We start from the raw sequence: 13,834 nt of genomic DNA, 5'->3' as shown, positions 1-13,834 counted from the left end.
CGTGATCCGTTACGACGCCCTGGACACGCTGCCCGTACGCGGCGCCCTGCCCGGTCTGACCGAGGCCCTGGACACGCACGGCACCGCTGTGCTGGTCGCGCCGCCCGGCACCGGCAAGACGACGCTGGTGCCACTGGCCCTCGCGGGGCTGCTGGGTGACGGGCCGGCGCGGCGGGTCGTCGTCGCCGAGCCCCGGCGGATCGCCGCCCGGGCCGCCGCGCGGCGGATGGCGTGGCTGCTGGGCGAGAGGGTCGGTGGGAGCGTCGGCTACACCGTGCGCGGGGAGCGGGTCGTCGGGCGCCACGCACGCGTGGAGGTCGTCACCACCGGCGTCCTGCTCCAGCGGCTGCAGCGCGACCAGGAGCTCGCAGGCGTGGACGTCGTGATCCTCGACGAGTGCCACGAGCGGCATCTGGACGCGGACACGGTCGCCGCGTTCCTGTGGGACGTACGGCAGGCGCTGCGGCCGGAGCTGCGGCTGGTGGCCGCGTCGGCGACGACGGACGCGGCCGGGTGGGCGCGGCTGCTGGGTGACGCGCCGGTGGTCGAGGCCGAGGGCGTCTCGCATCCCGTGGACGTGGTGTGGGCGCCACCTGCGCGTCCGGTACGGCCGCCGCACGGGATGCGCGTCGATCCGGCGCTGCTGACACACGTGGCGTCGGTGGTGCGGCGGGCGCTGGCCGAGCGGACGGGGGACGTGCTGTGTTTTCTGCCGGGCGTGGGCGAGATCGCGTGGGTGGCCGGGCAGCTGGGTGGTCTCGGGGACGTCGAGGTGTTGCAGGTGCACGGGCGGGCGTCGGCGGCCGTGCAGGACGCGGTGCTGGCCGGTGGGGAGCGGCGCCGGGTCGTGCTGGCGACGTCCGTGGCGGAGTCGTCGCTGACGGTTCCCGGGGTGCGGGTGGTCGTCGACTCCGGGCTGGCGCGGGAGCCTCGCGTCGACCACGCGCGCGGGCTGAGCGCGCTGACGACGGTCCGGGCCTCGCAGGCCGCCGGGCGGCAGCGGGCGGGGCGGGCCGGGCGTGAGGCGCCGGGGGCGGTGTACCGGTGCTGGGCGCAGGCCGAGGACGTGCGGCTGCCGCGCTTCCCGTCGCCGGAGATCAAGGTGGCCGACCTGACGGCGTTCGCGTTGCAGGCGGCGTGCTGGGGCGATCCGGACGCGTCGGGGCTGGCGCTGCTGGATCCGCCTCCGGGTGGGGCGATGGCGGCGGCGCGAAGCGTGCTGACGGCCGTCGGGGCGGTGGAAACCGACGGGCGGGCCACGGCTCGGGGCGCCGAGCTGGCCCGGTTGGGGTTGCATCCCCGGCTGGGGCGGGCGCTGCTGGACACGTCCGCTGCGGGCGGTGCCGAGGTGGTCGCGCTGCTGAGCGAGGAGGCTCCGCGGGAGTACGGCGACGACCTGGCGGCCGCGCTGAGGGCGGCTCGGCGCGGCGGGGACACGTACGCGGGCCGCTGGCGTGCGGAGGTGCGGCGGCTGCGGTCGGGCGGTGAGAGCGCTGCGGCGGGTGGCGCGGACGACCGGACGGTGGGCCTCGTCGCCGCCCTCGCCTTCCCCGAGCGCGTCGCCAAGGCCGACGGCGGTTCCTACCTCATGGCCTCCGGTACGCGGGCCGAACTCGCCGACGGCAGCCCCTTGCGCGGTGCCCCGTGGCTCGCCGTGGCCGTCGCGGACCGTCCGGTCGGCAAGGGGCACGCGCGCGTGCAGCTCGCCGCCGTGATGGACGAGGACATGGCCCGCTCCGCGGCGGCCTCGCTGTACGGCGAGAGCCAGGAGGTCCACTGGGCCGACGGGGACGTCGTCGCCCGGCGGGTCGAGCGGCTGGGGGCGATCGAGCTCGCGGCGCGGCCCTTGCGGAACGCCGACCCCGTACTCGTACGCGACGCGCTCCTCGAAGGGCTGCGGCGGGAAGGGTTCGGCCTGCTGCGGTGGACTCCCGACGCCCTGGTACTGCGGCAACGGCTCGCGTTCCTCCGTCTGCACCTCGGCGATCCCTGGCCCGAGGTGTCCGACGACGCGCTGCACGCTCGCGTGGACGAGTGGCTGGAGCCCGAGCTGGGGCGGGCCGGGCGGCGGGCGGACCTCGGGCGGATCGACGCGGGGCAGGCGCTCGCACGGTTGTTGCCCTGGGCGTCGGGTGCAGCGGGGCGGCTCGACGAGCTGGCGCCCGAGCGCATCGAGGTGCCGAGTGGGTCCAGGATCCGGATCGACTACGGGGACCCGGAACAGCCCGTGCTCGCCGTGAAGTTGCAGGAGATGTTCGGGTTGCACGAGTCGCCGTCCGTCGCCGGGGTGCCGCTCCTCGTCCATCTGCTCTCCCCCGCCGGTCGTCCCGCCGCTGTCACCGCCGACCTCGCCTCCTTCTGGAAGGACGGCTACCACGGCGTACGGGCGGAGCTGCGCGGGCGCTATCCGAAGCATCCCTGGCCGGAGGACCCGGCCGGTGCCGAGCCGACCCGGCACACCAACGCCCGGCTCAGGCGGTGACCGGTTCGGGCTCGCTGTCCTTCGTGGGCTCGGGATCGCCGGGGCGGCGGCCGCGTGCCTCCAGGTAGAGGGCGAGTGCCAGGAGCAGCAGGCCGAGGGCCAGGAAGCCCCAGGGCAGGTACGACGTCATCAGCAGGACCAGCGTGCGGTTGGACTTGACCAGCTCGACCGTGGACTCGATGTAGTCCTCGCGCATCTTCACGTGGCCGGCGAACGCCGTGACCTTGTCCCGGCCGCCGAGGAGGGTGCCGCCGCGCAGTTCCTCCTTGTGGATCTCCTCGCCGTAGACGGGGGCGCCGGTGAGGGGCTCGACCCAGAACTTGCGGACGGTGGTGTACCAGCGGGTGGTGCCGGTCTTGGCGACCGACTCCGGGGTGATGCCCTCGACCGGCATCGTCCTGGGGAACCTGACCTTCGTCCACGGGATGGTCTGCTCGAAGTAGTAGACGTCGACGCCGCGGAAGTCCCGGGTGCCCTTGTAGTGGATGGGGGCGGTGACGCGGGCCTGGGCGTCGAAGTACTCGTAGTCCCGTTTCTCCGTCAGGAAGGGCCACTTGAACTCGATGCCCTGCCGCCGGACCGGGTCGCCGTCGACCATCTCACCGGTGGCGTGGACGGGTTCCTGGGTGTGGGCGTCGAAGATGTAGCGCTCGGGGATCTTGGAGACCATCTTGCCGTCGGGGCCGACGACGTAGGACAGACCGTCCCAGACGACCACGTCCCTGCCCGCCGTCCTCTCGATCTTCTCCGACTCCTCGACGTTGCCCTTCAGGGTCTGCACGATGGTGACCTTGGGGACCTTGCGGGCCTGCATGGTGCCGTAGTCGAGGAGGGTGGCGTCCTTCGCCTCCAGGACCATGTCCTGGTACTGGTTGGCCGGGATCTTGGCCAGGCGCGGGAAGGCGTACCAGCGCAGCAGCGGGGACAGCGCCGCGAAGAACACGGCGAGGGCGAGCAGGATCAGGCCGGCCTTGCGGCGCATCTCGGCCTCCCTCCCGGACGGGCTGACGGTCGGACGGGCGGTCAGGGGTGTGCGGGCACCGTCGTGAGCAGCGGTTTGGGGGACGTCTCGCCGGCCGGGCTGCCGAGCGCGGTGATGGTGAACACCAGGGCGAGCGCGACGGCGAGACCGGTCGCGGCGGCGATCAGGGCGCGCATACGGGCCTCCCGGGATCCCGGAGCCAGGACATCTGATACTTCGTCAGGTTCGGCACCGTAGCAACGGGCGGGCGAGATGAGAACACGTCGCGCACATGCGAGGGGCGCCCGGTCCGCCGTGGCGGGGGGGCGCCCCTCGTTCGGATCCCGCGGGGTCTACGCGGTCGGGCTCGCCGACGCCGACCCGGATTCCGACTCCGACGGGGTCGGACTGGGCGACGTGTCGGCCGCCGCGACCTTCAGTTCGACGGTCAGGGTCGCGCCGCCCGCGGTGTTGACGCGGAGCAGGAACGTGCCCGTGGTGTCGTCGGCGTACAGCTTCGGCAGCTTGAGCAGGCCCTTGGCGTCCGTGGTCAGACCGGTCAGGGTGCGTACGGTCTTGCCGTCGGCGTCCTTGAAGTAGGGGCCCTTGTCGTTCTCGGCCGGGTCGTCCGCCGACTTGACCAGCGTGGCGGTGGCCGCGACCTTGTCCGCCACGGCGCCGTTGTACGTCGCCTTCACCTCGACCTGGTCGGCGAACTCGCCGCCCGGCGTGCAGGTCAGCGCGGTTTCGCTGGTGCGGGTCAGGGTGTCGGCGGCGCGTTCGGTGACGGTGGCCGTGTAGTCGAGGCCGGCGACCGCCCGGCCGACGACGACGGCGCGGACCACGAACTCGCCGGTGTCCTCGCCCGCCTTCAGCGCGGGTGCCACGACCCGGCCCGTGCTGTCGGTGAGTGCGGTGGCGTACTTCTCGCCGGTGCTGAAGGTGGCGTCGGTGTCGCCGGTGATGGTGAAGCGGACCCGGACCTTGGCGACGGCCTTGCCGGCCTGGGTCTCGGCGCGGGTGCTGATCCGCTCGGTGAAGGTGTCGCCCGCCATCGCCGTGAGCTTCGCGGTGCCCGCGTCCTGAAGGTGGTGGACGGTGTCGGTGGGGGTGGGCGGCGTGGTGGTGGGCGGCGGGGTCGTGCCCGGCGGAGTGGGGGCGGGGCTGCCGGAGCCGCCGTTGTCGCCGGGCCGGGGGCTGCTCGGCGTCGTCGGCGTGGCGGGCTCGGCGGGTGTGGTGGGCGTGACGGGAGCCGTCGGCGTGGGGCTCGCGCCCGCCGAGTCGTCGCTGCGGTCGGACGGGAGGGTGCCCGTGCCGTCCGGGATCTCGTGGGTGCCCTTGCGGTAGTACTCCAGCCACCTCATGACGAGGTTCAGGTAGTCCTGCGAGTTGTTGTAGCTGAGGATCGCGCGGTCGAGGTCGCCCTGGGTGGAGAGGTCCCAGCCGAAGCGGCACAGGTAGTGGCCGGCGGCGAGCGCGGCGTCGTAGACGTTGTTGGGGTCCCTCTTGCCGTCGCCGTTGCCGTCACGGCCGGCCCACTCCCAGGTGGACGGGATGAACTGCATGGGGCCGACGGCGCGGTCGTAGGAGCTGTCGCCGTCGTAGGCGCCGTTGTCGGTGTCGCCGATGTTCGCGAAGCCGTTGCCGTTGAGCTGCGGGCCGAGGATGCGGGAGATCGTGGTGCCGTTGGCATCGACGCGGCCGCCGCGGGCCTGCCCCGACTCGACCTTGCCGATGGCGGCGAGGAGCTGCCACGGCAGGTTGCAGCCGGGCTTGGCCTCCCGGAGCGCGGTCTCCGCCTTCTTGTAGGCGTCGAGGACGGTCGCGGGGATGCCCGCCTCGCTGGTGCCCGGGGTGACGGGAGTGTCGGCGGACGGCGAGGGGTTGGGGCTGTTGAGCGGCGGCAGGTCCGTGTAGTACGGCGAGTTGCCGGTCGCGCTGTCCTCGGCGGCCGTGTCCGGTGAGGGCTGGGTTCCGGTGGCGACCTGTCTGCCGGCGTCGTCGGTCGTCACTCCCGGAGCCTGGGACGCGGCCAGCGCCGCCACCGCGACCGCGGCCACGGTGGTGTTCACCGCCCCCTTGCGCAGCCTGCCGAATTGCGCCGCCATGTAGTGGACCCCTCCTGCGGACGCCCTGCGCCCGACGCTGTCTGCGGGGCCCGCCGTACCGAGCCCGCCCCTGTTGTGACGATCGACTCGCCGCGACAGTTGCCCTCGCGGCGCGTTTTCTGTCGCTGTTCACTTGTTCGACCGGGCTCCCCGGCACGGTGACCCAGGCGACCCTACGACAACTTCCTTTGCGGGGGCACCCGTTGGTGCCCGATTTTTACCGGTTGGCCATATACGGTTCCGCGCGCCGGTGCGACCGGCGGTGTCCCGCATACTGGCCACTCCGACTCCCCGGGCCGACCTGCCCGCCAACACCCCGCACAAGGAGCCTCGTTGCCGTTCACGCTCAGCCACGCGGCGGCCGTACTGCCTGCCGTACGCACCGACGGAACCGGCCGGGGCGCGCTCGTACCGGCCGCGCTGGTGGCGGGTTCCTTCTCTCCCGACATGACCTATTACGTGGCGAGTGTCCTGCCGGAGGCGATGGAGTTCGGCGATGTCACGCACTCGTTCCCGGGGGTGTTCACGGTCGACGTCGTGGTCGCCTGGGCTCTGGTGGGCCTGTGGCTGCTGCTGCGCGAGCCGCTGGTCGCCCTCCTGCCGCTCCGACGGCAGGGCCGGCCGGCCACGCTGTTGCGCTGCGGGGCGCCACGCGCGCGTGTAGGGCCGTCGCTGGCGGCGCGCTGGTACGTCTCGGCCGCGCTCGGTGCGCTGACCCATGTCGTGTGGGACGCGTTCACGCACCTCGACCGCTGGGGGATGCGGCTGTTCCCGGTCCTGGGCGAGGAGATCGCGGGATCGCCGTTGTACTGGTACCTGCAGTACGGCGGTTCGGCGGTCGCCGCCGTCGTCATCGCCGCGTTCGTGGTCGTGGCGCTACGGCGGACCCCTGCCGCCGCGCCGGTCGGGGTGCCGGTGCTCTCGGTACGGGACCGGTGGCTGGCCGGCGCGGTGATCGGCGGGTTGGCGGGGGTTGCGGCGGTGCAGCGGGCGTCGCGCTGGTGGGACTACTGGGGGTCGACCGCGAGGTACTGGGAGCTGATCCCGACGCTGTGCTTCGGGGCGGGCGCGGGGCTTGTGCTGGGGCTGCTGCTGTATGCCGTGGGGGTCAGGGTGTGGCGTCCGGTTCCGGGGCCTGGCAGTGGGGGTTCGGATGGGGCCGGGTCCCTCCGGGGCGGGACCGTGGGAGCAGGGTGACGGCGAGGGCGAGGGACGCGTAGCCGCGGGCGAACTCGGACCATCTCTGTGTCCGGTGGGTGAGGCGGGTGCGGAGCGTTGTCACCGTCTGTCGCCATGTGGTCAGCGGGTCGACCGGGATGCGGGCGGTGCTGGCGTCGGTGGCCACGGGTGGCTGCGCCGGGCTCGGCGGATGGTCGGCGGTCGCTTGCGCCGGTGCCGGGGCCTGCCGGCGGTGGAGCGTGCGTATACCCATGTCGGCATCCTTACGGGTGCCGGGTGGGTGGGGCGTGTTTGTGGGGGCCGCGTGGGTGACGGTCCCTCCGGGGGTCGGGCCGGGTGCCTCGCGTTGTGGCTGGTGGGGGCGGTTGGGGGGTGGGTGCGGGTGCCTGAGCGTTTGCGTGGTTGCGGTCGCCTTGGGGGGTGCGGGTGGTGCGTGGCTGGTCGCGCGGTTCCCCGCGCCCCTTCAGGGGCCTTGCAGTGCCCTGTCCCGAGATGCACGGGATGCCGGGACGGGGGGTACCAGTCCCGGCATCCACAGACGGTCCGTCCCTGAGCTAGTGGGCCGCTGATTCCCAGTCCGGGCCAGCGCCTACCGAGACGCCCAGGGGGACTCGGAGGTGGACGGCGTTGGACATCTCGCGGCGGACGAGTTCCTCCGCGGTGGCCCGCTCGCCGGGGGCGATCTCCAGGACGATTTCGTCGTGGACCTGGAGGAGCATGCGGGAGGTGAGGTTCTCCTCGCGCAGGGCGCGGTCCACGTTGAGCATGGCGATCTTGACGATGTCGGCCGCCGTGCCCTGGATGGGGGCGTTGAGGGCCATGCGCTCGGCGGCCTCGCGACGCTGGCGGTTGTCGCTGTTGAGGTCGGGGAGGTAGCGGCGGCGGCCGAAGAGGGTCGCCGTGTAGCCCGTCGCCCGGGCCTCGTCGACCGCGCGGCGCAGGTAGTCGCGGACGCCGCCGAAGCGCTCGAAGTAGGCGTCCATCAGGGCGCGGGCCTCGCCGGCGTCGATGTTCAGCTGCTGGGAGAGGCCGAAGGCGGAGAGCCCGTAGGCCAGGCCGTACGACATGGCCTTGATCTTGCGGCGCATCTCCGCGTCCACCGCGGTGGGCTCCACGGCGAAGACCTGGGAGGCGGCCGTGGTGTGCAGGTCCTCGCCCGAGGTGAAGGCCTCGATCAGACCCTCGTCCTCGGAGAGGTGGGCCATGACGCGCAGCTCGATCTGGCTGTAGTCCGCGGTCATCAGGGACTCGTAGCCCTCGCCGACCACGAAGCCCCGGCGGATCGCGCGGCCCTCGTCGGTGCGGACCGGGATGTTCTGCAGGTTCGGGTCGGTCGAGGACAGGCGGCCGGTCGCGGCGACCGTCTGGTTGAAGGTCGTGTGGATACGGCCGTCCGCGGCGATCGTCTTGATCAGCCCCTCGACGGTGACACGGAGCTTCGCCTGCTCGCGGTGGCGGAGCATGATGACCGGCAGTTCGTTGTCCGTCTGGGTGGCGAGCCAGGCCAGGGCGTCGGCGTCCGTGGTGTAGCCGGTCTTGGTCTTCTTCGTCTTGGGCAGGGCGAGTTCGCCGAAGAGGACCTCCTGGAGCTGCTTGGGCGAGCCCAGGTTGAACTCGTGCCCGGCCGCGGCGTGCGCCTCCTTCACCGCCTGCTGCACGGCGCCCGCGAACATCTGCTCCATGGCCTCCAGGTGGGCCCGGTCGGCCGCGATGCCGTGCCGCTCCATCCGGGCCAGCAGGGCGGAGGTCGGCAGCTCCATGTCGCGGAGCAGGTCCGCGGCGCCGACCTCCGCCAGGCGGCTCTCGAAGGCCTCGCCCAGGTCGAGGACCGCGCGGGCCTGGATCATCAGCGCCTCGGCCTCGGCTCCGTCGTCCGTGCCGAAGGCCAGCTGACCGTCGGCCGCGGCGGCGGGGGCCAGCTCGCGGTGCAGGTACTCCAGGGACAGCGCGTCCAGGTCGAAGGAGCGGCGGCCCGGCTTGACCAGGTAGGCGGCGAGCGCGGTGTCCATGCGCACGCCCTCGATGGTCCAGCCGTGCTCGGCGAAGACCCGCATCGCGCCCTTGGCGTTGTGGAAGACCTTCGGCTTGTCGGCGTCGGCCAGCCAGGCTGCGAAGGACTTCTCATCGGCCTCGTCCAGCTGCGACGGGTCGAACCAGCCGGCCGTGCCGTCGGCGGCCGCGAGCGCGACCTCGGCGACCGAGCCGGTGCCGAGCGCCCAGGTGTCGACGGTGGCCACGCCGAGCAGCCCGGCGCCGTGCTCGGCGAGCCAGGGGGCCAGCTCGCCGGTGCCGAGGACCGAGCCGTCGATCTCCACGCCTTCGGTCGCGATCGGGGTGGCCTCGGCCTCCTCGGCTCCGGGGTCGACGCCGAAGAGCCGCTCGCGCAGGGAGGGGTTTCGGATCTCCAGGGTGTCCAGGATCATCGCGACGGCCTTGCGGTCGTAGGGCACGCGCGCGACGTCGGCCACGGTCTTGGGCAGCTCGACCTGGCGCTCCAGCTCGGTCAGCCGGCGGTTGAGCTTGACGGACTCCAGGTGGTCGCGGAGGTTCTGGCCGGCCTTGCCCTTGACTTCCTCGACGCGCTCGACCAGCTCGGCGAAGGAGCCGAACTGGTTGATCCACTTGGCGGCCGTCTTCTCGCCGACGCCCGGGATGCCCGGCAGGTTGTCGGACGGGTCGCCGCGCAGGGCGGCGAAGTCGGGGTACTGGGCGGGCGTGAGGCCGTACTTCTCGAAGACCTTCTCCGGGGTGAAGCGGGTCAGCTCGGAGACGCCCTTGGTCGGGTACAGCACCGTGGTGTGCTCGCTGACCAGCTGGAAGGAGTCCCGGTCGCCGGTGACGATCAGCACCTCGAAGCCGTCGGCCTCGGCCTGGGTGGCGAGCGTGGCGATCACGTCGTCGGCCTCGAAGCCGTCGATCGCGAACCGCGAGACGTGCATCGCGTCGAGCAGCTCGCCGATCAGCTCGACCTGGCCCTTGAACTCGTCCGGGGTCTTGGAGCGGTTCGCCTTGTACTCGGTGAACTCCGCGGAGCGCCAGGTCTTGCGGGACACGTCGAAGGCCACCGCGAAGTGCGTGGGCGCCTCGTCGCGCAGCGTGTTCGCCAGCATCGACGCGAAGCCGTAGATCGCGTTCGTCGGCTGGCCCGTCGCGGTCGTGAAGTTCTCCGCGGGCAGCGCGAAGAACGCGCGGTAGGCCAGCGAGTGCCCGTCCATGAGCATCAGGCGCGGCCGGCTGCCGCCGGGGGTGTTGTCGGTCTGCTTCGCTGCTGTCTCTGCCACGTCCCCGATCCTGCCACGCCCCACTGACAGTCGGTCCCCCTCCGCACTCCCTCCCCGGGCCCCCCGCCCCCGTTGTCGGTCCCGCGTGCGAGGATCGGAGATGTACCTCACACGTGTACACAGAGGAGAGTGCGCGATGGCCACCAAGCCGCCCAAGGGTGATCCGGTCCAGGACGCGCCCCAGGTCGCGGAGCCGCAGCACGCGGCGGCGGGGCTGCCGGCCATCGGGCACACCTTGCGCATCGCCCAGCAGCAGATGGGTGTGAAGCGGACGATGCTGACGCTGCTGAGCGTCAACCAGAAGAACGGCTTCGACTGCCCGGGCTGCGCCTGGCCGGAGCCGGACCACCGGCACAAGGCGGAGTTCTGTGAGAACGGCGCGAAGGCGGTCGCCGAGGAGGCCACCCTGCGCCGGGTCACCCCGGAGTTCTTCGCCGCGCACTCCGTCGCCGATCTCGCGACGCGCAGCGGTTACTGGCTGGGGCAGCAGGGGCGGCTCACCCACCCCGTGTTCCTCCCCGAAGGGGGCACGCACTACGAGCCGGTGAGCTGGGAGCGCGCCTTCGACATCATCGGTGAGGAGATCGCCGCCTGCGACTCCCCCGACGAGTCCGTCTTCTACACCTCCGGCCGCACCAGCAACGAGGCCGCGTTCCTCTATCAGCTGTTCGCGCGCGAGCTCGGCACCAACAACCTGCCGGACTGCTCGAACATGTGCCACGAGTCCTCGGGCTCGGCGCTCTCCGAGACCATCGGCATCGGCAAGGGCAGCGTCCTGCTGGAGGACCTCTACAAGGCCGACCTGATCATCGTCGCCGGTCAGAATCCGGGCACGAACCACCCGCGCATGCTCTCCGCCCTGGAGAAGGCCAAGGCCAACGGCGCGAAGATCATCAGCGTCAACCCGCTGCCCGAGGCCGGCCTGGAGCGGTTCAAGAACCCGCAGACCCCGCAGGGCATGCTCAAGGGCGCCGCGCTCACCGATCTGTTCCTGCAGATCCGCATCGGCGGCGACCAGGCCCTGTTCCGCCTCTTCAACAAGCTGATCCTGGAGACGGAGGGCGCGGTCGACGAGGAGTTCGTCCGCGAGCACACCCACGGCTACGAGGAGTTCACCGAGGCCGCCCGCGCGGCCGACTGGGACGAGACGCTGACGGCGACCGGCCTCACGCGCGCGGACATCGAGCAGGCCATGGAGATGATCCTGGCCTCGCGGCGCACCATCGTCTGCTGGGCCATGGGCCTCACCCAGCACAAGCACTCCGTGCCGACCATCCGCGAGGTCGTCAACTTCCTTCTGCTGCGCGGCGACATCGGCCGCCCGGGCGCGGGGGTGTGCCCGGTACGCGGTCACTCGAACGTGCAGGGCGACCGCACGATGGGCATCTTCGAGCGGCCCGCCCCGGCGTTCCTGGACGCCCTGGAGAAGGAGTTCGGCTTCGCGCCCCCGCGCGAGCACGGTTACGACGTCGTCCGGGCCATCCAGGCGCTGCGTGACGGCGAGGCGAAGGTCTTCTTCGCCATGGGCGGCAACTTCGTCTCCGCGACGCCGGACACGGACGTCACCGAGGCGGCCATGCGGCGCGCCCGGCTGACCGTGCACGTGTCGACGAAGCTCAACCGCAGCCACGCCGTCACCGGTGCCCGCGCGCTGATCCTGCCCACGCTCGGCCGCACCGAGCGCGACCTCCAGGGCAGCGGCGAGCAGTTCGTGACCGTCGAGGACTCCATGGGCATGGTGCACGCCTCCCGGGGCCGCCTGGAGCCCGCGAGCGCGCATCTGCTGTCGGAGCCGGCGATCGTCTGCCGCCTGGCACGCCGTGTGCTGGGCGAGGACAGCCGCACGCCCTGGGAGGAGTTCGAGAAGGACTACGCGACGATCCGGGACCGTATCGCCCGGGTGATCCCGGGCTTCGAGGACTTCAACGCGCGCGTGGCCCGCCCCGGCGGCTTCACGCTCCCGCACGCCCCGCGCGACGAGCGTCGCTTCCCGACGGCGACCGGCAAGGCCAACTTCACGGCGGCCCCGGTCGAGTACCCGTCGGTGCCGGAGGGTCGGCTGCTGCTGCAGACCCTGCGCTCGCACGACCAGTACAACACCACGATCTACGGCCTCGACGACCGCTACCGGGGGATCAGGAACGGCCGCCGGGTCGTCATGGTCAACCCGGAGGACGCGCGGCGGCTGGGCGTCGCGGACGGGGCGTACGTCGACCTGGTGAGCGAGTGGAAGGACGGCGTGGAGCGGCGGGCGCCCGGGTTCCGGGTCGTGCACTACCCGACGGCCCGGGGCTGCGCGGCCGCCTACTACCCGGAGACCAACGTCCTCGTCCCGCTGGACGCCACCGCGGACACCAGCAACACCCCGGCCAGCAAGTCCGTCGTCGTGCGTCTGGAACAATCGGCGACCGACTGAGCGTTTGCTCAGTCGACGTCATCCGCTGATCACGTCCCCGACGGATCACGACGAACGGAGCCGGGCCCCATGGGCGAGCAGCAGCACGTGAAGTTCCCGCAGGAGGTCATAGCCGAGTACGCCGCGCTCGGCGTCGACCTCCCGGCCCTGTTCTCCGCCGGGCACCTCGGCACCCGCATGGGCGTCGAGATCGTGGAGGCGTCCGCCGAGCGGGTCGTCGGGACCATGCCGGTGGAGGGCAACACCCAGCCGTACGGGCTGCTGCACGGCGGCGCGTCCGCGGTGCTCGCCGAGACCCTCGGGTCGGTCGGGTCGATGCTGCACGCCGGCAGCTCCAAGATCGCGGTCGGCGTCGACCTCAACTGCACCCACCACCGGGGCGTCCGCGCCGGCCTCGTCACCGGTGTGGCCACGCCCCTGCACCGGGGCCGCTCGACGGCGACGTACGAGATCGTGATCAGCGACGAGGCGGGCCGGCGGGTGTGCAGCGCGCGGCTGACGTGTCTGCTGCGGGACGTGAACCCGAGCGACGAGGAGCGCCTCGGCGCGACGACGGGCTGACGCAGGCATCGATGCCTTTCCGCCAACCGAACTCCAACTCCCTTGCGGGCCATGTCCCTTGGCCACAACAGCCGCACCTCCTCCCGCCGTTGAACCGGGGCGCCCGGCGGCATAACGTCGAGGCATGACGTCGGGAGGAGCAGCCCTCAGGCGCGGGGCGGCGCTCGGACTCGCGCTGCTGGCCGCGGGGTTGGCGGCCGGCTGCGGGGATTCGGGCGCTCGGGGCGACGCGACCGCACCCCGGGCCCCCGACGGTTCGCACTCCCCGTCCCCCTCGCCGTCGGCGACCCCGCCCGCCCAGTTGTGCACACGGATCATCGGCTACTGGTCGCGCCGCGCGCTGACCGGGGACACCTACGGGGACTACCAGTCGATGGGCCTGTCCGACGGACAGTACGAGATCCTGCGCGAGGTCGTGGACGCCGCCCGGGCGGAGCGCGAGCGTGCGGACGCGCGGGCGGCCGACCGGGTGATCGACCGCCGGGCGCGGGAGCTGTGCGAGGAGCGTTACCGAAACGGCGAGCCGACCGGAGGGCCATGGGGCTGAGTGACGAAATCCTCGATTCCACTTTCATGCCCCATACACGAAAAGGGCCGTGGGAACGCCGAACCCCTTTCCCGGCTGTAACTCTACGTAATACGGCTGCAATACAGCCCCCGAGTTCGCCCGCCGTGAGCACCCTCCCCGCCAGTCCACGGAGGCCCCCGGGTAACCTTCGACAGCGATCCCGGTAATCACCAAAACCGGTGAACACTCGTGAAGAAGCTACGCGCGAACGCTGCAAGTTCTCACTATGCGGACAGGGCGAATCGGCTGGAAATCCGCTCTTCCCCCCACGGAGTACC

General features: G+C 72.2%; 9 protein-coding genes. 5 read left to right on the top strand and 4 right to left on the bottom strand.

Going from position 1 to position 13,834, the window contains the following annotated elements:
• The first annotated feature begins 1 nt into the window (after position 1).
• Positions 2-2,482, top strand: a complete 2,481-nt coding sequence (hrpB, locus tag ACFZBP_RS28605; RefSeq protein WP_391417244.1) for an ATP-dependent helicase HrpB — start codon at positions 2-4, stop codon at positions 2,480-2,482.
• Here the strand turns inward: hrpB and ACFZBP_RS28600 are convergent.
• The 3 genes from ACFZBP_RS28600 to ACFZBP_RS28590 all read right to left on the bottom strand — a co-directional run bounded on the left by ACFZBP_RS28600 (position 2,472) and on the right by ACFZBP_RS28590 (position 5,551).
• Positions 2,472-3,464 carry a porin PorA family protein gene (locus ACFZBP_RS28600; RefSeq protein ID WP_391417242.1) on the bottom strand — a complete coding sequence of 331 codons (993 nt, stop codon included), beginning with the start codon at positions 3,462-3,464 and terminating at the stop codon, positions 2,472-2,474. The two genes, hrpB and ACFZBP_RS28600, sit on opposite strands and share 11 nt — an antisense overlap.
• A 41-nt stretch (positions 3,465-3,505) precedes the next feature.
• Positions 3,506-3,640: an SPW_0924 family protein gene (locus tag ACFZBP_RS28595; RefSeq protein ID WP_107122876.1), complete on the bottom strand. Its 135-nt coding sequence runs from the start codon at positions 3,638-3,640 to the stop codon at positions 3,506-3,508.
• Positions 3,641-3,796: 156 nt separating this feature from the next.
• Entirely contained in the window at positions 3,797-5,551 is a 1,755-nt protein-coding gene (locus ACFZBP_RS28590; protein WP_391417239.1) for a lytic murein transglycosylase, read from the bottom strand.
• A 333-nt stretch (positions 5,552-5,884) separates the two neighbouring features.
• Here ACFZBP_RS28590 and ACFZBP_RS28585 point away from each other — a divergent pair, with 333 nt between their 5' ends.
• The gene (locus ACFZBP_RS28585) at positions 5,885-6,748 is read left to right on the top strand and encodes a DUF4184 family protein (RefSeq protein ID WP_391417237.1); all 864 of its coding nucleotides are present in this window, start codon (positions 5,885-5,887) and stop codon (positions 6,746-6,748) included.
• A 536-nt stretch (positions 6,749-7,284) separates the two neighbouring features.
• On the opposite strand, the gene polA is transcribed toward ACFZBP_RS28585, so the two are convergent.
• A complete protein-coding gene (gene polA / locus ACFZBP_RS28580) occupies positions 7,285-10,011 on the bottom strand; it encodes a DNA polymerase I (RefSeq protein WP_391417235.1) in 2,727 nt (908 codons plus the stop codon).
• 136 nt (positions 10,012-10,147) lie between these two features.
• Here polA and ACFZBP_RS28575 point away from each other — a divergent pair, with 136 nt between their 5' ends.
• The 3 genes from ACFZBP_RS28575 (at position 10,148) to ACFZBP_RS28565 (ending at position 13,535) form a co-directional block, all read left to right on the top strand.
• Positions 10,148-12,427, top strand: coding sequence for an FdhF/YdeP family oxidoreductase (locus tag ACFZBP_RS28575; protein ID WP_391417233.1), 2,280 nt, complete (start codon positions 10,148-10,150; stop codon positions 12,425-12,427).
• Between the two features lie 69 nt (positions 12,428-12,496).
• The gene (locus tag ACFZBP_RS28570; RefSeq protein ID WP_383444855.1) at positions 12,497-12,988 is read left to right on the top strand and encodes a hotdog fold thioesterase; all 492 of its coding nucleotides are present in this window, start codon (positions 12,497-12,499) and stop codon (positions 12,986-12,988) included.
• Between the two features lie 124 nt (positions 12,989-13,112).
• Positions 13,113-13,535, top strand: coding sequence for a hypothetical protein (locus ACFZBP_RS28565; protein ID WP_391417231.1), 423 nt, complete (start codon positions 13,113-13,115; stop codon positions 13,533-13,535).
• Positions 13,536-13,834 lie beyond the last annotated feature (299 nt).

This window comes from Streptomyces sp. NPDC008086, assembly GCF_042957325.1.
Classification (GTDB): domain Bacteria; phylum Actinomycetota; class Actinomycetes; order Streptomycetales; family Streptomycetaceae; genus Streptomyces.
The sequence above is the reverse complement of the archived record's forward strand: the minus strand, read 5'-3'. Positions and strand labels throughout refer to the sequence as shown.